Source organism: Halomonas sp. GFAJ-1, assembly GCA_002966495.1.
Taxonomy (GTDB): Bacteria; Pseudomonadota; Gammaproteobacteria; order Pseudomonadales; family Halomonadaceae; genus Vreelandella.
In genome coordinates this window covers 2,837,037-2,855,184 of the sequence record CP016490.1, presented here as the reverse complement: position 1 = coordinate 2,855,184, position 18,148 = coordinate 2,837,037, and the positions used below count along the sequence as shown (strand labels likewise).

General features: G+C 52.2%; 19 protein-coding genes and 1 tRNA gene. 14 read left to right on the top strand and 6 right to left on the bottom strand.

Annotated elements, in window-relative coordinates; translation table 11 throughout:
• Nucleotides 1–16 precede the first annotated feature (16 nt).
• Entirely contained in the window at nt 17–1,279 is a 1,263-nt protein-coding gene (locus BB497_12865) for a lytic transglycosylase (GenBank protein ID AVI63527.1), read from the bottom strand.
• A gap of 29 nt (nt 1,280–1,308) precedes the next feature.
• Nucleotides 1,309–2,076 (bottom strand): hydroxyacylglutathione hydrolase, encoded by a 768-nt coding sequence (locus tag BB497_12860; GenBank protein AVI63526.1) that lies wholly within the window; start codon nt 2,074–2,076, stop codon nt 1,309–1,311.
• Between the two features lie 193 nt (nt 2,077–2,269).
• On the opposite strand from BB497_12860, the gene BB497_12855 reads away from it, so the two are divergent.
• From BB497_12855 to BB497_12840, 4 genes are read left to right on the top strand one after another with little or no spacing between them, the layout of a single operon-like run.
• The gene (locus BB497_12855) at nt 2,270–3,070 is read left to right on the top strand and encodes a methyltransferase type 11 (protein AVI63525.1); all 801 of its coding nucleotides are present in this window, start codon (nt 2,270–2,272) and stop codon (nt 3,068–3,070) included.
• Nucleotides 3,063–3,542, top strand: a complete 480-nt coding sequence (locus BB497_12850; GenBank protein ID AVI63524.1) for a ribonuclease HI — start codon at nt 3,063–3,065, stop codon at nt 3,540–3,542. Before BB497_12855 ends, BB497_12850 begins: the two co-directional genes overlap by 8 nt.
• Complete coding sequence (locus BB497_12845) at nt 3,530–4,267, top strand: DNA polymerase III subunit epsilon (protein AVI63523.1); 738 nt, start codon at nt 3,530–3,532, stop codon at nt 4,265–4,267. The genes BB497_12850 and BB497_12845 overlap by 13 nt, the downstream gene beginning before the upstream one ends.
• The gene (locus BB497_12840; protein ID AVI63522.1) at nt 4,260–5,033 is read left to right on the top strand and encodes an NADH pyrophosphatase; all 774 of its coding nucleotides are present in this window, start codon (nt 4,260–4,262) and stop codon (nt 5,031–5,033) included. The genes BB497_12845 and BB497_12840 overlap by 8 nt, the downstream gene beginning before the upstream one ends.
• Before the next feature lie 54 nt (nt 5,034–5,087).
• Here the strand turns inward: BB497_12840 and BB497_12835 are convergent, their stop codons facing one another.
• Nucleotides 5,088–5,399 (bottom strand): SCP-2 family sterol carrier protein, encoded by a 312-nt coding sequence (locus BB497_12835; protein AVI63521.1) that lies wholly within the window; start codon nt 5,397–5,399, stop codon nt 5,088–5,090.
• Between the two features lie 196 nt (nt 5,400–5,595).
• Between BB497_12835 and BB497_12830 the strand changes: the two genes are divergently transcribed.
• Nucleotides 5,596–6,660, top strand: a complete 1,065-nt coding sequence (locus BB497_12830) for a protease SohB (GenBank protein ID AVI63520.1) — start codon at nt 5,596–5,598, stop codon at nt 6,658–6,660.
• 49 nt (nt 6,661–6,709) lie between these two features.
• On the opposite strand, the gene BB497_12825 is transcribed toward BB497_12830, so the two are convergent.
• Nucleotides 6,710–7,030 carry a transcriptional regulator gene (locus BB497_12825; GenBank protein ID AVI63519.1) on the bottom strand — a complete coding sequence of 107 codons (321 nt, stop codon included), beginning with the start codon at nt 7,028–7,030 and terminating at the stop codon, nt 6,710–6,712.
• 297 nt (nt 7,031–7,327) lie between these two features.
• On the opposite strand from BB497_12825, the gene prpE reads away from it, so the two are divergent.
• The 3 genes from prpE (at nt 7,328) to BB497_12810 (ending at nt 10,895) form a co-directional block, all read left to right on the top strand.
• A complete protein-coding gene (gene prpE / locus BB497_12820) occupies nt 7,328–9,244 on the top strand; it encodes a propionyl-CoA synthetase (protein AVI63518.1) in 1,917 nt (638 codons plus the stop codon).
• Nucleotides 9,245–9,403: 159 nt separating this feature from the next.
• Nucleotides 9,404–10,072, top strand: coding sequence for a hypothetical protein (locus tag BB497_12815; GenBank protein ID AVI63517.1), 669 nt, complete (start codon nt 9,404–9,406; stop codon nt 10,070–10,072).
• A 16-nt stretch (nt 10,073–10,088) separates the two neighbouring features.
• Complete coding sequence (locus BB497_12810) at nt 10,089–10,895, top strand: alpha/beta hydrolase (protein AVI63516.1); 807 nt, start codon at nt 10,089–10,091, stop codon at nt 10,893–10,895.
• On the opposite strand, the gene BB497_12805 is transcribed toward BB497_12810, so the two are convergent.
• Entirely contained in the window at nt 10,876–12,300 is a 1,425-nt protein-coding gene (locus BB497_12805; protein AVI63515.1) for a DNA polymerase III subunit epsilon, read from the bottom strand. The genes BB497_12810 and BB497_12805 overlap by 20 nt on opposite strands.
• Nucleotides 12,301–12,333: 33 nt before the next feature.
• Complete coding sequence (locus tag BB497_12800) at nt 12,334–13,482, bottom strand: ABC transporter substrate-binding protein (protein ID AVI63514.1); 1,149 nt, start codon at nt 13,480–13,482, stop codon at nt 12,334–12,336.
• A 151-nt stretch (nt 13,483–13,633) separates the two neighbouring features.
• Here BB497_12800 and BB497_12795 point away from each other — a divergent pair, with 151 nt between their 5' ends.
• The 6 genes from BB497_12795 (at nt 13,634) to BB497_12770 (ending at nt 18,124) form a co-directional block, all read left to right on the top strand.
• Nucleotides 13,634–15,340: a K+/H+ antiporter gene (locus BB497_12795; GenBank protein ID AVI63513.1), complete on the top strand. Its 1,707-nt coding sequence runs from the start codon at nt 13,634–13,636 to the stop codon at nt 15,338–15,340.
• Between the two features lie 58 nt (nt 15,341–15,398).
• Nucleotides 15,399–15,489, top strand: a tRNA-Ser gene (locus BB497_12790).
• A gap of 160 nt (nt 15,490–15,649) precedes the next feature.
• On the top strand, nt 15,650–16,930 hold the full coding sequence (locus tag BB497_12785) for an integrase (GenBank protein ID AVI63512.1): 1,281 nt from the start codon (nt 15,650–15,652) through the stop codon (nt 16,928–16,930).
• Nucleotides 16,927–17,523, top strand: a complete 597-nt coding sequence (locus BB497_12780) for a hypothetical protein (protein ID AVI63511.1) — start codon at nt 16,927–16,929, stop codon at nt 17,521–17,523. The genes BB497_12785 and BB497_12780 overlap by 4 nt, the downstream gene beginning before the upstream one ends.
• Nucleotides 17,524–17,636: 113 nt before the next feature.
• The gene (locus BB497_12775) at nt 17,637–17,855 is read left to right on the top strand and encodes an AlpA family transcriptional regulator (protein ID AVI63510.1); all 219 of its coding nucleotides are present in this window, start codon (nt 17,637–17,639) and stop codon (nt 17,853–17,855) included.
• Nucleotides 17,855–18,124 carry a hypothetical protein gene (locus tag BB497_12770; protein AVI63509.1) on the top strand — a complete coding sequence of 90 codons (270 nt, stop codon included), beginning with the start codon at nt 17,855–17,857 and terminating at the stop codon, nt 18,122–18,124. Before BB497_12775 ends, BB497_12770 begins: the two co-directional genes overlap by 1 nt.
• Nucleotides 18,125–18,148 lie beyond the last annotated feature (24 nt).

Genomic DNA, 18,148 nt, shown 5'->3' with positions numbered 1-18,148 from the left:
CATTGGATACCCAGCTTTAACGCCCTGAGAGGCTAAGTAGTTGCCCTGGCTGAATGGATTCAGGTCGGGTTAGTGCATTCCATCTGATTAGATCCTGCTGATTAAGATTATAGCGTGCCGCAATGGCTGACAGGTTGTCACCATTTTCAACGCGGTGCACATCTGGGGTCGCCGTTGTGGCAAGCTCGCTGCTGCCTGATTGCGAAAGCTGCGCCAATACCTGTGTATCGACTTCTTCGGGCACTAATAACGTTTGTGCACTATGCAAATCGATACTGCCATTCAGCAGACCAGGGTTTAGCTCGGCCAGCGCGGATTGGCTGACATCTAATAACCGCGATGCTTGAGCAAGACTCACTGGCTGCTCTAACTGCACCTTGGCAAAGGCGGGATCGGAGTGAATTTCCGGCAGGCTGATGCCATAAAATTCAGGGTCATTGATAATGGTGGCGATGGCTTTAAGCTTGGGGACGTACTGCATGGTTTCATTGGGGAGGGCAAGATCCCAGTACTCGCCTGGTAACCCTTGGCCCTGCGCTTGCCGTTGAGCGCGATTAACCGTGCCTGCGCCCGCATTATAGGCCGCCAGCGATAGCATCAAATCACCTTGGTACCACTCATCGGCCTGCATTTCTAGGTAATCCAGTGCTGCTTCGGTGGAAGTGACGACATCCAGCCGACCGTCGTAGTTACCGTTGCGCACTAAACCGAGCGCATCGCCCGTGCGCGGCATAAATTGCCATAGCCCGGCAGCTCCTCGGTGGCTACGTGCACTCGGGTCAAAGGAGCTTTCGACAAAAGGAATAAGGGCAATTTCACCCGGCAAGCCACGCTCTTTAACCTGCTGATTGATCCACGCTAGCCAGGGCGTAGCCCGCTCAGTGATGGCCACAATATTTTGCGGGCTTGCCTGATAATGCTCAATCCACTTATCGACTCTGGCTTGAGCCTCGGTAGATAGCTGCTTTTCTTGCCATTGAAAGTTTGCGCGTAACGAACTCCACGCATCCTTTGGTTCTAATACCAAGGCATCCCAGAAATGGGTATGAAAAGTGGAAGGCTGCGGCGTGGCCTGGGCAGTTGCAGGCTGCACTGTGGTATCCGGGGTGGCTGTTGCCGGCGAGGTGGTGGAAGATTCACCCGGCGTAGCGGACCTGTAAGTGCTTGTGTAATCGGTAGCAGAGGCCTGTGAATTTGCTGCCGCTGCCATAAAAAAGCCCATTATTACGGTGCTACCCGCGCTTAACAGCAGGCGCTGGCGAATCGTTCGATAAGTCATAGTCGGTACGTTTCTTTACGATAGTTTTCTTAAAAACGGTTCTTCCACTCGCGAAGAGTGGTGAATGTGGCGAGATCGTCATCATTAGAACCCTGTGTTCCTGCCGCTTGGCGAACGCTGTCGGTGCTCACACGCAGGTAGGGGTTAATTTTCAGCTCGCGTCCTATCGTGCTGGGTAAGGTGGGCCGGTCGAGTGCCCACGCCTTTTCACACTCCTGCCAGGCGTATTCAACGTCTTTATTGTCAGGGTCTGCAGCACGCGCAAACGTTAGATTTGCTTGCGTATATTCATGGGCTGCAAAGACCAGTGTATCCTCAGGGAGTTCCGTAATCTTTTTCAGCGATGCGAACATTTGCTCAGGGGAACCCTCAAAAAGGCGGCCGCATCCTGCACAAAACAGCGTGTCGCCGCAGAACAGTAAAGCAGGAATGCCCGGTGTAAAGTAGCTGATGTGGTCCAGGGTGTGACCCGGTGTCGTAATTACTTCAAACAGCCGCCCCATGACTCTTACTTCGTCGCCTTCACCTACTGCCACATCAATACCTTCGATGGATGAGTTAGCAGGACCGATAACACGGGGCGAGTAGCGTTTAATCAGTTCATTCAGCCCACCGGTATGATCGTGGTGATGGTGGGTAATTAATATGGTGTCTAGTTTTAGAGAGTCTCGCTCCAGAATCTCGATAACCGGCGCCGCTTCACCAGGATCCACTACGCAAACGCTTTGACTGGTATCTTGTCTCAATAGCCAAATATAGTTATCGCTAAGGGCGGGAATCGGTGTCACGCTCATCATGGGCGAGATCCTTTGAAGTTCGAATGTTAAAGTTCTAATAACGAATAAGTAGTAATAAATTGGTGCTAGTAATCTGCACACTAACTGCACATAACTATGCTGTGCTGAGCAACTGTTAGACCGTTTATTTGACGCGCGCAAGATCGGCGCCAATGTCGCTAAAAGATAGCTACTGTGGAGGGAAGCGCTGTTCATGTCAAATTCGTCAATGGCACCGATGCTCGCTAAGCGGATGGCTCAAAGTCAGGCGTACTGGCAAACCGAAGCTGGCCGTTCACTATGGGATGTGCAGCGCGCTTGCTTAGGCCCGGTTGTTGAAGGGCGCAAGGGGGGGCATAGCTTAGAGATGAGTATGGGGCCGGCATTAATGACCATGTCAGCGATTCCCCACATGATGCGATGGGCGCCTACCCGCGCCCTGGCAGAGTCGCCCTCTACGCTGGTGTGCCCGCCAGGCCAACTGGCGCTGCCGGACCGCTGTTTAGATACCGTGGTGGTACATCATTGGCTGGAGCATCTACCTGATGCTCACTACACCCTTCAAGAGGCAGCGAGAGTGACGGCTGATAACGGTGTATTAGTACTGTTTGGCTTTAACCCTGTTAGCCTCAGCGGGGTCGCTCAGCGCTGGCGTAAAAAGCAGCCTCAGTTTCCGTGGAATGGGCAGTGGCGCACCGCAAATCGGCTGCGAGACTGGCTGGCGTTTGTCGACTTTGAGGTGGAGCGCGTAGACTATTGCTGCTTTCGAGGCCTAGTGAACGCCAAGTGCGGCGAACATTGGGAGGCTTGGGGGCGAAGACATAATCTTCCCCTTGGTGAAAGCTACATGATCCAAGCGCAGCGGCGCCAGCGCCATGCGCCTATCGAGCGAGTTAAGTTTGGCCTAAGCGCCCCCGTTTCATCCTCCACGTTAGGTGCGACACGAACCGGCGCTTCGGCGCGCTATCAGTCATCAGATCAACGTCGTCAAAATAAGGATAGAGAGCGTGAGTAAGCAAGTAGCCGAGGGGCTGCCTCAGGTGACGGTTTATACCGACGGGGCGTGCCGAGGAAATCCAGGCCCAGGTGGTTGGGGAGTGGTGCTCTCTAGTGGTCAGCACGAGAAGACGCTTAAAGGCTACGAAGCCGAGACGACAAATAATCGTATGGAGTTAATGGCCGCTATTATGGCGCTGCGTACCCTCAACAAATCCTGTGAAGTGGCGCTTTGGACGGATTCTCAATACGTGCGTCAGGGCATTACTCAGTGGATATATAACTGGATTAAGCGAGGCTGGAAAACCGCCGCCAAGCAACCGGTAAAAAACGCTGAACTTTGGAAAACCCTTCACGAAGAAACTCAGCGGCACAAGGTGGAGTGGCACTGGGTGAAAGGGCATAGCGGTCATCCCGGTAACGAACGTGCAGATGCCTTGGCCAACGAAGCAATTGATGAGCACCAAAGGAGAGCTGCATGCGCCAAGTAATCTTAGATACTGAAACTACGGGCATTGATCCAAAAGATGGCCATCGTTTGGTAGAAATTGGTGCTGTTGAAATGATCAACCGGCGCTTTACTGGCCGCACTTACCATCAATACATCAATCCCGAACGGCATATTGACGCTGAAGTTGTCGCTGTTCACGGCATTGATGACGCCAAAGTTGCTAATGAGCCAGTATTTGCAGAAATCGCCGAGGCTTTCTGGGCATTTATCGATGGGGCCGAGCTGGTTATTCATAACGCGCCCTTCGATGTTGGGTTTATCGACCATGAATTGACGATGCTCAGTCAGCGTCATAAAGCGCCAGTGCTGGGCCCTGTTCGGGAACATTGCCGTATTTTGGATACGCTGGTGATGGCGCGCGAGAAGCATCCGGGCCAGCGCAATAATCTGGATGCGCTGTGTAAGCGCTACGATATCGACAACGGCCACCGGGTGCTCCACGGTGCACTGTTAGATGCCGAAATTCTCGCCGAAGTGTATTTGGCCATGACCGGCGGCCAAACAGCGCTCATCCTGGATGCTGATACCTCATCAAATAAACAGCAACAGCAGCAGGCAACTGAAGGTCTAGCGGTTAAGCGGCTTTCACTTACCCCTGGTCAGCTACGGGTGATTCGCCCGAGTGCTGACGAGCAGGCAGCCCACCAGGCTAAGTGTGAAACTCATCACCTGCGCTGGTTTGAGGAAACCCAAGCCGATGCTTAAACGTGAAATACCCCACCATGCCCGTGAAGGCCGCGTGATTCGTGTATCCCGCAGCCGTATTGCCCCGGCACTGCTCGACGGTGAGCTAACCCCGCTTCAGCCCCTCCAGCCTTGGAGTGAGCAGATGCAGCCGCTGTGCTATTGGCACGATGAGCCTGTTGCGCTGCTGGTTGAGCGCACGCCGGGCGAAGACTGGATTGATGGCCGGCAATGGCTAGGGCAGTTGGCAGCTTCATGGTTCAGCTTGCTTTCTACTGCGTTACAGGTGGGTGCTTGGCTTGAAAACCATCGGTTTTGCGGGCGCTGTGGCGAGAAGGCCGCCAAACTTGAAGCCGAGTTTGCTATGCATTGTCACGCCTGTGGGCACCGCAATTATCCGCGTATTTCACCGTGTATTATTACCCTAGTGACCAGCGGCGAAGCGATGTTGTTGGCGCGTAGCCCGCGCTTTCCTCCTGGCCGCTATTCAACGCTTGCGGGATTTATTGAGCCTGGCGAGTCTGCTGAAGAGGCTGTGCATCGAGAGATATTCGAAGAGGTTGGTGTCCACGTAGATAAGCTCCGTTACCACCAGAGCCAGGCGTGGCCGTTTCCGCATTCGTTGATGTTTGGCTTTTTTGCTGAAGCGACCACGCGGCGTATTCGCATTGATGGCGTGGAAATTAGCGATGCCGCGTGGTTCTCGCCGCGTCAGCTACCTGCGCTGCCGCCGCCTTACTCTATTTCCCGTGAGCTCGTTGAAACTCACTTGGCCCGTTGGCGTTAATCACTTTGGCCGATTAACGCCCACCGAAGACGATGTTTTAAGGCGGTGTACGGATTACTTGCTGGGGAACAGCGTTGTGAGTTTAGTGGCGAGCATGACATTACCGGTCGCTTTCAGCTTGCCGGTCATGAAAGCCGTCATGCCGTTTATATCGCCACTCATGATGCCTTTTAGGGTTTCAGTGCTCATGGTTAGGCTGACAGAAGGGTCGTCGTGCTCACCTTCTTGGGCATCTAAGGTGCCGTCTTGAATATTCAAATAGTGGCTTCCCGCATCAGTGAAATGAAACTGAAACACTTCGTCCATGCCTTTAGCAGCTTCTGGGTTGAAGCGGGCTTGCAACTTTTCAAGGGTATTTGATGACATAGTAAAATTCCTAATGGCTTATGGGTGAGTTATGGGTTGCTGTCCAAGAGTGTTGGTGAATCAGCACGTTGACCATGAGATTATTTCAAACAATTGTTTTAATCAAGCGCCGTAGGCTGAGTGCAATACGTTCTTAGGCCTAAGGGTGGGCACGGTAAAGCTTTTAAGCGTTTAAACACAGTATTGGGAGCAGCATATGAGTGAGTGGGTAGTAGAGATAGGCACCTTCCTGGTTCAGGCGGTCATTGTGATAGCGCTAATTGGGTTCGTTCTGGTGCTGATCATGCGCAGCAAGGAATCTGACGATGGCAGCCTTAAGCTGAACGTTGAGTCGTTAAATGATCAGCGTCGCTCCCGTGGGCGCCGATTACGTGTGACCACCACAGAGCATGGGGCGCGTAAAAAGCTCATCAAAGCGTTTCGCCAAGAGGAGAAAGCGCGACATAAAGCGGCAAAAAGCGGTAAAAGCGGTAAAAGCGGTAAAAGCGAGCAACAGCATTCACCGAAAGTGTGGGTTCTGGATTTTCATGGGGACTTGAAAGCGTCGCAAACTGAGCAGTTCGCTCAAGAAGTTTCAGCGATTATCGAGGTCGCAACGGCAGAAGATGAAGTGATTGTGCGCCTTGAGTCCGCAGGTGGTTTGGTTCACGGTTATGGGCTTGCAGCGGCTCAGTTAGACAGGCTACGCGTGGCGGGTCTAATGACTACTGTGTGTATCGATAAAGTGGCTGCTAGTGGTGGCTACATGATGGCCTGTACCGCTAGTCACATTAAAGCAGCCCCCTTTGCAGTCATTGGCTCTATTGGCGTTGTTGCGCAGGTGCCCAATATTCACCGGCTGCTTAAGCGCCACGATATTGATGTGGAACTGCTGACCGCTGGTAAATATAAGCGCACCTTGACCGTCCTGGGAGAAAATACCCAAGAGGGGCGCGAGAAGTTTATTGATGATCTGGAAAACACTCACCAACTGTTTAAAAACTTCGTCTCCCAGCATCGTCCTGCTATGGATATCGACAAGCTGGCGACGGGTGAAATCTGGTACGGGAGCGAGGCCCTTGAGCAGCAGCTAGTGGATAGCGTTGGGACTAGCGAGGCGTACCTAGTTGAGCGTATGGCCGAAGCAGAGGTTTATCACGTTAAGCTTGAACCACCCAAAACTATTAGTCGTAAAATCGGCTTAGCGGTTTCAGCCGGGGTAGAGCAAGCCGCCGTCAAAGCGCTAGGGCTAATTGACTCGGCGGGGTGGCAGCGTCGTTAGGAGGCGCCCACCTAAGCCTGCTTCAACCACGGTTTAAGGCGCCATAGAGTTACGCTGCGTAGTGGTGCGCCAAGGTGTCAATAATGGCCTTGGCGCTATCACTTTTAAGTGAATAATAAATGGTTTGGGACTCCCTGCGGGTGTTAACCAACTGGTCGCGCCGCAAGATTGCAAGGTGTTGTGAGAGTGCCGACTGGCTAAGAGCAAGTTGCTGATTAATTTGGGTTACCGACAGCTCTGTTTCCGCTAATAAGCAAAGGATTTGCAGACGCTTTTCATTGGCAAGGGCTTTAAGCAAATTAGTACCTGCCTCAATGGCATGGCCGTTATGCTCTAAGAGGCGTGAGGCGGCGCTTGGGGAAGCAGACATGAGTTTCTCCTTGCCTACACTGATGACACAGCGTTGTTATGGTTTTATAGGCATTTTCGCGTCGGGAGCATACCGCGAGAATTGTTTATTCAATGATCAGTAATTTAGCGTGTTTTGTCCAAAAGCTGGTTTAACGGTTAATCAATGGTAGTGTCTTCTTGGTTTGTCGACAATCTGTGTGGGCTTATACGGCTTTGGTCGCGATTTATCCCATAGTATGAGGGTGGTCAAGCGATTAACTTTATAAAGTGTCAACAATCAGATCCATTTCGTTGACAAAGTCCAGGCAAGGCCACTATGACTCTCTATCAGAACATCTTCCAGCAATCGGTTGAGCACCCCGAAACCTTTTGGGCTGAACAGGCTAAAAGGCTTCCATGGTACACGCCTCCCACTCAGACGCTCTCCTATGATGATCAGCAGCATGCCCGCTGGTTTGGCGATGGCGAATTGAATATTTGCTATGCCGCCATTGACTATCATGTGGAACAAGGACGCGGTAGCCAGCCGGCTATTTATTGGGATTCCCCCGTAACTCAGTCAAAGGAAACTATTACCTACCAGGAGCTACGTGACCGAGTGGCCCAGTTCGCAGGCGGTCTTGCAACGCTCGGGGTGGCTAAAGGCGACCGAGTGGTGATCTACATGCCGATGGTGCCTGAAGCACTAATTGCCATGTATGCCTGTGCTCGGCTGGGCGCGGTGCACTCTGTCGTGTTTGGTGGTTTTGCGCCCCATGAGTTAGCCGTTCGAATTGAAGACGCAGAGCCAAAGGTGGTTATTGCGGCCTCTTGCGGAATCGAAGTTGATAAGGTGCTGCCTTACAAACCTATTATTGATCAGGCTATCGCCCAAAGTAGCTTTAAGCCTGAAGCGTGTGTGGTCTTCCAGCGTGATGCCCTTCAGGCCGACTTAGCGCAGGGGGATCATGACTGGCAAGCGCTAGTAGCAGACGCTCCCTTTGCTGAGTGTGTGCCTGTTAAGGCAACTGACCCCTTGTATGTGCTCTATACCTCAGGTACGACGGGTAAGCCCAAAGGCGTCGTGCGTGATACTGGCGGCTATGCGGTGGCGCTGGCCTACTCCATGGAAGCGATTTATGCGCTGCAGCCGGGCGATGTAATGTTTACCGCCTCGGATGTCGGTTGGGTCGTCGGGCACTCCTATATTGTTTATGCGCCGCTGCTGAGAGGCTGCACGACGATTATTTATGAAGGGAAGCCAGTAAAAACGCCGGATGCGGGTAGCTTCTGGCGATTAATCCAAGAGTATAAGGTTAAGAGCTTCTTCACCGCGCCAACGGCATTTCGGGCGATTAAAAAAGAGGATCCAGACGCTAAGCTACTGGAAAATTACGATATCAGTAGCCTTGAGCATCTGTACGTTGCTGGCGAGCGGCTAGATCCACCGACTTTCCATTGGTTAGATGATTTGTTAGATGTGCCAGTGATCGATCACTGGTGGCAAACCGAAACAGGTTGGCCCATTGCCGCTAACTTACCTGGTATAGAGGCTACACCTACCAAAGCAGGTTCTGCGACGTACCCTGTGCCTGGGTTTAATGTGCAAATCTTAGATCGCGATGGTGAAACCGCTGCGCCCATGCAGCAGGGAAGTGTGGTGATCAAGCAACCGCTTCCGCCAGGGTGCTTAACCGGTATTTGGCGCGACCCACAGCGGTTCCATAGCGCCTACATGGCGGCGTTCCCTGGCTATTACTTAACCGGTGATGGCGGCTATTTTGATGAAGATGGCTATCTGTTCATCATGGGCAGAACCGACGATGTTATTAACGTGGCTGGGCATCGTCTCTCGACGGGTGAAATGGAAGAGGTGGTAGGCGGGCACCCAGCCGTTGCTGAATGCGCAGTCATTGGTATCCACGATGACTTGAAAGGTCAGCTTCCGATTGGCTTGGTGATTACCAAAGATGGCTTTGAGGGCGATGAAGCGCAACTCGAAGCCGATCTGATTAACTTGGTGCGTGAGCGTATTGGGCCGATTGCGTGCTTTAAGCAAGTGTTGGTGGTTAGCCGTTTGCCTAAGACGCGTTCCGGGAAAATATTGCGTAAGCTGTTACGCAATATTGCTGATGGTAAGTCGTTTGGCATACCTTCAACAATCGATGATCCAACCAGCCTAAGTGATGTGCACACCGCCATGTGCGAACGTTCAGTAGGTGCTGCTGAACAGGCTAAACCGTTGGACGCTTAATGTTGTGAAACTGTGGCACGGCAACTGCCCAAGCCGCTCGATTCGTCGAGCGGCTTTTTTATTGCTCAGCGGAAAGCGTATAATGCGCGCCCGTTAGCGTTAAAACGCTTTTTTGAGGGTTCCCTAACCCCTCATGTGATTAAAAAAAGGCCATCCTGAATGTTTGCATTAACTGATACCCAATACCGCCGCTGCTTGGTGGTGATGATCGCTTTTCATATTGGCATTATTGCTGCAAGTAACTACTTGGTTCAGCTGCCGTTTACGTTATTTGGTTTTCATACCACCTGGGGTGCATTCAGTTTCCCCTTTATCTTTCTGGCGACGGATTTAACCGTACGGTTATTTGGTAAAAGGCCAGCACGTTCAATTGTCCTGCGTGTTATGTTTCCCGCGTTGGTAGTCTCGTATGTGGTATCGGTTGTTTTTCCACGGGGCAGCTTTGCTGGACTAGAAGCCTTGGGCGAGTGGAATTTGTTTGTGGCACGTATCGCGCTGGCTAGCTTCCTGGCCTATGTGATAGGGCAGTTGCTAGACGTGCAGGTGTTTGATCGTTTACGCCAATGGGCGTGGTGGGTAGCGCCAGTATGCTCAACGGTATTAGGCAACTTAGCCGATACCTTCGCGTTTTTCTTTGCGGCTTTTTACAACAGCCCAGACCCCTTTATGGCTAATCATTGGGTTGAGATTGCGGTGGTCGATTATGTGATTAAGCTAGGTATCAGCCTACTCTTTTTCCTGCCACTTTACGGCTTATTGTTAGCCTGGCTTACCCGTCACTTGGTGGTGTGGACAGGCCAAACAGATGCGCCCCCTCGAACTGCATAATGGCTAAGGAGCCCGCATGACCGAACTTGCCGCCGTTGAACTTCATGTCATTGACCTGCCTGCCGAGCAAGGCAGTCATGACCAGCTTCCGTTAGTGGTTATCCATGGCCTGTTGGGCAGCGCTGATAACTGGCGCTCTCATCTCAAAGTGTGGCAGCAGACTCGCCGTGTAATTGCAGTTGATCTGCGTAACCATGGCCGCTCACCCCATGTAGAGGGCATGAGTTATAAAGCCATGAGCCAAGATGTGCTGGCAGTATTGGACAAGCTTTCGATTGAGCGTGCGCATGTTCTTGGGCACTCCATGGGCGGCAAAGTCGCTATCACGTTAGCCCGTGTTGCACCAGAGCGCTGCGCGTCCTTGGTGGTGGCTGATATCGCACCGGTGGCTTATCAGCATGGTCATGATGATGTGTTTGCTGCTCTTGAGCGTGTAAAAACAGGGAAACCTACTAACCGTCGCGAAGCGGATGCGTTGCTTGCCGAACACGTTGATTCACGTCCTACCCGGCTGTTTCTTGCCACGAACCTAGTGCGCAACGATGAAGGAAGTATGAGTGTGCGTGTTGGTTTAGATGAGATTCAGAGGGGCTATGAAGCCATTATTGGTGTGCCAGACGGCGAGGGTGCTTTTGATGGCCCAACGCTGGTGCTGCGTGGCGCTGATTCTCATTACGTCAGCGATGATATGCTGCCAGCACTGCGGGAAATGCTACCGAAGGCAAGAGTGGTAACCCTCAAAGAAGCGGGCCACTGGCTGCATGCTGATCAGCCTGCAGCATTTCAGCAAGCGGTTGAGGTTTTTATCGCGGCGCAGTTTTAGGCATTGAGGCCGGCTGATTCTCAAGCTGGGTGATTTTTAGACAGTGTTGCTCTGGGTTGCGTAGGAATCGATTTAGGATACGGTAAGTGTCGGCATCAAACTGTGGGTTTGAAGCGATAAGCTTTCTAGCCGCAGTTAACGTTCCTGTGCGACCTAGGTAGCACCAGTGATCTACCACATGATACGCATTGCTCCGAGTGTTTTGGCCTTTCTCACGGATCACAATTCGGCCAGGCCATGGCCAAGTGCCAACCTGGAGTTTTTCCATTGCTTCCTGTGCACGTTGAGTGTGCTCTTTCATTCCCTCTTTACCGCAGCAAGCACCTTTGCATTTACCCAGCTGGTTGGCAAAGCAGCGGCCCTTACCTTTTTCTAAGCCAAGTACCTGTGGACATAGCTGGTGCGTTTCACTCAGAGAGCGCAGTGTGTCTTTAGCTTCTTTGGCGCTGCGAAAAAGTCCGTAAAAGCTACCTGATTGGGGCTGCCCCAGGGCGCTGCCATTAATCAAAGTGGGAGCGTGTTGCTTGGCTGGCCAGTGCCAGGTGTTTAATTTTCCTTGGCGCCTAAGTTGTCGGTTCATTATGGGCATCAGTTGCTTAATCAGCTGAGCCTCTCGAAGTTGGGCGCCCATGTCGCCTGCCGTCTCTTCCCACTCAACATGCTGTATTTGTTGGGCTAGGCGCATTTCTTTGTCATCTTGGTAATCGCGCTGAAAGTGGCCCAGCACGCGGCTGCGTAAATTGATGCTTTTGCCAACATAAAGGGGTAGTCGGTTATGACCGTAAAAGAGATAGACGCCAGGCGTTGAGGGTAACCCTTCAAGCTGTGTGCTATCTAAATGGGCGGGTAAGCTGCGGTGGCGCTGTTCATCGCCAAGGGCAGCCTGCCAGGTAGCCTTGTCATAGAGGCGTTGCCACGCTTGCCACAGCTGCCATAGCGCTAACGCGTCATCTTCTGCCCGATGGTGGCGGTCCACCGCTATTGCATAGCGCTCCACAAGCGCTGCGAGGTTGTGCTGAGCTGCCTGAGGGGCAAGGCGTCTTGAAACGCGTAATGTGCAGATTAACGTGGCGCGGAAGTCGATGCCTGAACGCTTAAATTCATTGCGCAGAAAGCTGTAATCAAAGCGTGCATTGTGCGCGACTAAACGGCCATCCCCCAACCACTGGCGAAACTCAGCTGCTACCTGCTGAAACGAGGGGGCATGAGTGAGCATGCCGTCCTTAATTCCTGTCAGTTGGCTGATGTGCGCAGGAATTTTACATCCAGGGTTAATCAAGCTGCTCCAGCGCTCAGTGATGCTGCCATCAACTACCTTCAACGCTGCCACTTCAGTGATGCGGTCACGGGTGGCTCGTGTGCCGGTGGTCTCTACATCAATGAAAATTAACGGTGCTTCGCTCATATCGCTCCAGCACAAAAAATTCAGCTTACTAAATTACATTGAATGGGGGTCAATCGCTAAGCGTGACACGGGCAGTGCTACGTCGATAAGTTCAGCCTGCAGTAAAAAACTTTCAAACGCCGCATAGCGTCGTGTATCAAGGGCGGCTGGGCTCAAGGTCATCCGTCTGAGCAAATCTTCCCAGGCAGCTGCGTTAATGGTGTTATCAACGACCGGATAGGTTGTGGCTAATAGCGACCAGGCGGCATCAGGGTTTTCGATAATCCAATAACTGGCTTCTTCAAGCGCGATTAGAAAGCGAGACCACGTGGGGGCGCGACGAATAGCTGTGTCGCTATTGGCCAATATGATGAGCCCGTCATGGCGGGGTATTTCTAAATCGTGGTATTGGATGACATGGGTTGCAATGCCTTCTGTTGCAAGCTGAGGGGGTAAATAGTGAAAAAAACCATCCGCGATGGCATCCACTCTTCCTTCTCGTAGTGCCGTAGTGGTGCCAAAACGCACGCTCTCTGGCCGCATGAAGTCATCTATTTGCTGGACTGAGCGGGGTAGTAATTGTTGTAGTACCGCATCACGACCTTCACGGGTAGAAAAGCCATAGTGTAGTTCCGCAAGATGCATGTGGGGATCCTCGCCCTGGTGTTGGGCCCCGGATACAATAACTGCGGTCAGTGGTGTTTCAAAAAGGGTGCCAATACGGATAATCGGCGACCCTTCGTGGGCATGCAAATGCAGCAAGGGTTGTCGAGTTAGCGCAAGATCGACGTCGCCAGCAGCTAACAGCTTAATCGCGATGGTGGGGTCTGCGGGGGATTGTAGTTCAATCTCGAGCCCCTGTGCGGCAAAAAGGCCTCGCTCTTGGGCAATAATTAGGGCTGCATGTTGAGGGCTTAAGTACCAGTCCAGCATGAGCGTAAGCTGCTTTAAAGGAGGAGGGTCTAACGGCGGCGGTGGGGTCAGAGCCATTGTTGGCACCTCCTCGTCGGCGTTTTCCTCAGCCATAGACTGCAATAACGCTTCTGGAACCTTTACCTCGCTTTCAAGGTGCAGCACTTCAACTTCTTCGACGCTTGCTTCATTGGCGTAAGCAACTGAATCTGAAAATAATAATAAAATTACTAATGCCAGCGGTGTGAGTGCCAGCGCGACTAACCATCGGTGAGGCAAATGTTGCAACATAAACAATAACTCCAGACATCGTGACGGCGGAGTGTAGCCGTGAGGTTAAGCATCTGACCAGCCCCATCGCGAATCAACCCGGTAATATGTCACAGTAAATTCAACGGTGGCATGCAATAATAGAGCGGCATTGATGTAGAGACGGAGACACATGGACGCAATTTATACGTTCTTTTTAGTTGGTGGTTCGCTCATGGCGCTTAGCATTTTAGCGAGCCGCCTTTCATCAATGGTTGGCCTCCCGTTACTGCTTATCTTCCTTGGGCTTGGCATGTTGGCCGGTGAGGAGGGTGTGTTAGGCGTCGTGTTCGACGATTATTCAATGGCCTTTACGATTGGCCACTTGGCCCTGGCCATGATTTTGTTAGATGGTGGTTTACGCACCCGCCTGAAAACATTCCGTGTAGGCTTCAGGCCCGCGCTTTCTCTCGCAACGTTCGGCGTTTTTATTACTAGCGCCATTGTGGGTTTGATTGCCATGTGGGTGTTTGATCTAACGCTGATTCAAGGGCTTTTGGTGGGGGCGATTGTTGGCTCCACCGATGCGGCAGCCGTTTTCTCAATGCTAAGCGGCCGTGGTGTTAACTTGAATGAGCGGGTGGGTGCAACCCTTGAAATCGAGTCGGGCACCAACGACCCGATGGCAATTTTTCTAACGTTGATGCTGGTTGAGTTACTGGTCGGCGATATTGGCGGTTCGCTCGATACACTCTTGTTCTTTATTTCCCAGTTCGGTATTGGCTTGTTAATCGGCATAGGAGGGGGCTGGTTAAGCGCTAAGCTTTTGCGATGGCTTGACCTTGCGCCAGGGCTTTACGCGATGCTAGCGCTGGCGCTTGGGTTTAGTGTCTTTGGTTTAACCAGTGTGCTAGGTGGAAGTGGTTTCTTAGCTATCTATTTAGCCGGTTTGATGATTGGCAACCAACCAGGCCGCCACCTCAACTTTATTTTGCCTGTGCACGATGGTTTGGCATGGTTAAGCCAAATAGGCCTTTTCCTGGTGCTGGGGCTGTTGGTTACCCCAAGCGAGCTCTGGGAAGTGGCACTGCCTGCTAGTTTAGTCGCATTGGCGCTAATTTTTATTGCTCGCCCTTTGGCCGTACTGATTACGATTAAGCCCTTTTTCAAATTTCGTTGGCGAGAAACCTGGTTCATTGCCTGGGTAGGATTGAGAGGGGCTGTTCCTATCGTATTGGCTATTTTTCCGGTGATTGGCGGCGTCGAAAACGCCTCGCTCTACTTTAATGTGGCATTTGCAGTGGTGTTAATGTCGCTGCTCATTCAGGGCGGCTCACTCACGCTAATGGCGCGTTGGTTAAAGGTAGAAGTGCCTGTAGGGACTACCCCCAACCGTCGTGGGCCGCTTGGCATACTGCCGGAAAATGATTTTGAAATGTTTGTCTATGTGGTCGAAAACCAAGACTTAGAAGATGTGCCGATTCGGCTTTTACGCTTTCCGTCCGGCGCTCTGATTTCTGCTCTGTTTCGCGATCATGCCATGCTTCACCCCAAAGGCAGTACGCGGCTCAAACTCAATGACGTGATTTGTGTTATCGGGCGTTCAGAAGACCTGGTAGCGCTGAATCGACTGTTCAATGGCGATGCTAAGCTTAAGCAAGAGCGCGCTTTCTTCGGTACCTTTACCTTAGATGGCAGCGCTCAAATGCAGGATGTTGCCCAGGCTTACGGCTTAACGTTAAGCCCGGGGGAGCAGGATATGACGCTGGCCGAATTTGTCTCGTTGCGAGTGGGTGGACACCCCGTCGTAGGTGATGACGTCGATTGGCATGGCATTCACTGGGTCGTCAGTGCTATGGAAGGCGGCAGCATTACCCGGGTAGGTTTAAGATTGTACTAATTCACCCTAAAGGCATTGACTTCGAAGGAAATACTGTTAGTATACGCACCCATAAGCCGGAGGGATGGCAGAGCGGTTGAATGCACCGGTCTTGAAAACCGGCATAGGTTAATAGCCTATCCAGGGTTCGAATCCCTGTCCCTCCGCCACAACGTTTAAAAAAGCCCGCTAATAGCGGGCTTTTTTTCGTCCATACTTTTTAAAATCAATAACTTACGTTCGCATGGTGTTTTATCGGGTTGCATAGCATCGCACACAAGCGCAGAATCTATGTTGGGTGGGATGTTGGGTAGAGGTTAGAGGCCTGTTATGCCAAGACAAACGAAACCGTTAACCGCGCTGGAAGTGAAGCGGATCACACAGCGCGGGCTTTATGCTGCTGGTGAAGTGCCTGGCCTATATCTGCAAGTGGCCAAGGGAGGCACGCGGTCATGGGTGCTGCGTTATTCCACTGGCGAAACTCGCGTAGCTGCATCTGGCAAGCCGTTCAAGGTGCGTCGTGATATGGGGCTAGGGAGTTACCCCGGCGTGACGCTGGCGCAAGCCCGCGAGAAGGCTCGCGCTTTTCGTGAAAAGCTGGATGCGGGCATTGATCCGGTTACTGAGCGCAGAGCCTCCGATCAGTCCCGCCGCGCTGCTGAGCTTGCGCGTATTACTTTTGCCGATGCCGCCGCTGCTGTTATCAAGATTAAGCAGGCAGAGAGCCGTAACCAAAAGCACGGTAAGCAGTGGCAAGCCACGCTAGACACCTATGCTTTCCCCATGCTGGGCAAGATGGCCGTTTCAGATATTGAGTTGGTACACGTCAAACAAGTGCTAGTGCCAATATGGGAAACCAAAACGGAAACCGCTACCCGCGTTCGCCAGCGTATCGAAGCCGTATTGAACTGGGCAACGGTTCATGGCCATCGTAGTGGCGATAACCCGGCGCGCTGGAAAGGCAACCTCGATACTGTGTTGCCCGCGCCTTCGAAGGTGGCCAAGGTGGAACACCACCGCGCCATGCCGATAGATTCTATGCCCACGTTCTGGCAATCCCTAGAGAAGCGCACCGGGGACGCGGCCAAGTGCCTAGCGTTCACGATACTTACCGGCTGCCGTTCTGGTGAAGCCCGTGGCGCTCGCTGGGATGAAATAGATCTGGCCAACGCCACCTGGACCATACCCGCCAGCCGCATGAAAGCAGGCAAGGAACACCGCGTGCCGTTATCTGCGCCAGCACTGGCCTTGCTCAAAGCGCAGCCCCAGTCTCGGGAACACGTCTTTCTAAGCCCGCAAGGCAAGTTGCTGTCTGATGCAGCCATGACCGCTTTACTCCGCCGCATGAAGGAGGATCTCCGGGCAACGGTTCACGGTTTCCGTTCAACGTTCCGGGATTGGATGGCAGAGCGTACAGGTACCCCACACGAAGTGGCAGAGGCCGCGTTGGCGCACAGCATCCGCAACGGCACTGAGGCGGCTTACCGCCGTAGCGACCTATACTCCAAGCGTGCCCGTGTCATGGATCAATGGGCCGCTTTCGTTACTACGCCTGCACCGGCTGGCACTGGCAATGTTGCACCGATCAGGGGGGAGGTAACTGGTTTATGAGCGCCAGCAGGCAAGAACGATACGATAATGCTGAAGCTTTTGTGAAATACGTTAAACAGCAATTGGAAAATGATTATTCAGAGCTTTCCCTCTGGCATGAACCAGAGTTCACAAACCGCTTCAATCAGTTAAAAAGCATTCCCTCTCCTGACCCAAGAGAGCTGGCTTTTGTTGAGTTGATGAAAGATATATTGCGTGCAGCTTGGGCAATGCCAAGTCGCAATCCTCTGGAGGTGATGCAGGAGAATGGGGGCGCATACAAAATTTTGTTACATCGTGCTGCTGACCTCTTAGAAAAAGGTGAGCCAATAGAGGGGGCGGTTCGTACTTTCTTGATCATGCATTTGCGAGGTGAAATTAGTCCTCCCAAGAAACGTACAGGTCTTAGAACTCATAAAGACAATACTAGGGAAATAACCTGCATGTCGCTGGTTTTGGCTGCTAAAAGATGTGAACTGCCGATATCAAGAGCAAAGGAAAGCGATAGTCGGTTGAATGCCGTTGGCCTTGTATCCGATGTTTCAGGCCTATCTTTTGATCGGGTAGAAAAACTGACTAAACAGCCCTGGATTCGCCCTTTGCTCAAAAAATGAGTCAGGTTGCAAAAGTTGGGTCGTGATAGTTTTTTTGATCATGCCCGGTCGAGCTGCTACTCGCCACTACGCCATGATTTACCCAGTCATCCACTACGACGAGGTAAATCATCATGGCTGCCAAAACGAATCCCCAGACCACTTCTAAGTCCGGCGTCGAATTTCTCAATGCCAAGCAAGTTGCCAACCGCTATGGCGTTCATCCGGCGAGCATTTATCGCTGGGCTAAGGAAAGCAATTTTCCTAAGCCCATTAAACTAGGCCCAAACGTTACCCGCTGGCGCTTGGCAGACTTAGGAGAGTGGGAAGCGACACAGCAGGAGGTGTCGTAATGGTTAAGTCTTCTTCTCAATTTCACAAAGATGAAACAGCTGTGTGTCATTCCATATTGGTTATGGGTGATCATCGAGTAATGAGCCGCATCAGCACGGCGCAAGGCTGCTTGCTAGCTCTTCTTTCTGAAACTGACATACCTCTAAACGACTATTACAGGCATGGCCTTTTATTGGCTCTGAAGGAGCTGACCGGCGTGCTAGAAGCGCGTGTGAGTTATCTCGAAGAGCAACACCTGTGTCCTGGAGGTGAGCATGCGAACGATTAATCAGAAAAATAATAACCGCAGCAT

Excerpts from the sequence above, each read along its gene's own strand:
- BB497_12840 (AVI63522.1), top strand. The coding sequence starts at position 4,260 with ATGCTTAAACGTGAAATACCCCACCATGCCCGTGAAGGCCGCGTGATT.
- BB497_12845 (AVI63523.1), top strand. The coding sequence starts at position 3,530 with ATGCGCCAAGTAATCTTAGATACTGAAACTACGGGCATTGATCCAAAA.
- prpE (AVI63518.1), top strand. The coding sequence starts at position 7,328 with ATGACTCTCTATCAGAACATCTTCCAGCAATCGGTTGAGCACCCCGAA.
- BB497_12810 (AVI63516.1), top strand. The coding sequence starts at position 10,089 with ATGACCGAACTTGCCGCCGTTGAACTTCATGTCATTGACCTGCCTGCC.
- BB497_12795 (AVI63513.1), top strand. The coding sequence starts at position 13,634 with ATGGACGCAATTTATACGTTCTTTTTAGTTGGTGGTTCGCTCATGGCG.
- BB497_12865 (AVI63527.1), bottom strand. The coding sequence starts at position 1,279 with ATGACTTATCGAACGATTCGCCAGCGCCTGCTGTTAAGCGCGGGTAGC.
- BB497_12855 (AVI63525.1), top strand. The coding sequence starts at position 2,270 with ATGTCAAATTCGTCAATGGCACCGATGCTCGCTAAGCGGATGGCTCAA.
- BB497_12830 (AVI63520.1), top strand. The coding sequence starts at position 5,596 with ATGAGTGAGTGGGTAGTAGAGATAGGCACCTTCCTGGTTCAGGCGGTC.
- BB497_12770 (AVI63509.1), top strand. The coding sequence starts at position 17,855 with ATGGTTAAGTCTTCTTCTCAATTTCACAAAGATGAAACAGCTGTGTGT.
- BB497_12785 (AVI63512.1), top strand. The coding sequence starts at position 15,650 with ATGCCAAGACAAACGAAACCGTTAACCGCGCTGGAAGTGAAGCGGATC.
- BB497_12860 (AVI63526.1), bottom strand. The coding sequence starts at position 2,076 with ATGATGAGCGTGACACCGATTCCCGCCCTTAGCGATAACTATATTTGG.
- BB497_12800 (AVI63514.1), bottom strand. The coding sequence starts at position 13,482 with ATGTTGCAACATTTGCCTCACCGATGGTTAGTCGCGCTGGCACTCACA.
- BB497_12835 (AVI63521.1), bottom strand. The coding sequence starts at position 5,399 with ATGTCATCAAATACCCTTGAAAAGTTGCAAGCCCGCTTCAACCCAGAA.
- BB497_12805 (AVI63515.1), bottom strand. The coding sequence starts at position 12,300 with ATGAGCGAAGCACCGTTAATTTTCATTGATGTAGAGACCACCGGCACA.
- BB497_12815 (AVI63517.1), top strand. The coding sequence starts at position 9,404 with ATGTTTGCATTAACTGATACCCAATACCGCCGCTGCTTGGTGGTGATG.
- BB497_12775 (AVI63510.1), top strand. The coding sequence starts at position 17,637 with ATGGCTGCCAAAACGAATCCCCAGACCACTTCTAAGTCCGGCGTCGAA.
- BB497_12780 (AVI63511.1), top strand. The coding sequence starts at position 16,927 with ATGAGCGCCAGCAGGCAAGAACGATACGATAATGCTGAAGCTTTTGTG.
- BB497_12825 (AVI63519.1), bottom strand. The coding sequence starts at position 7,030 with ATGTCTGCTTCCCCAAGCGCCGCCTCACGCCTCTTAGAGCATAACGGC.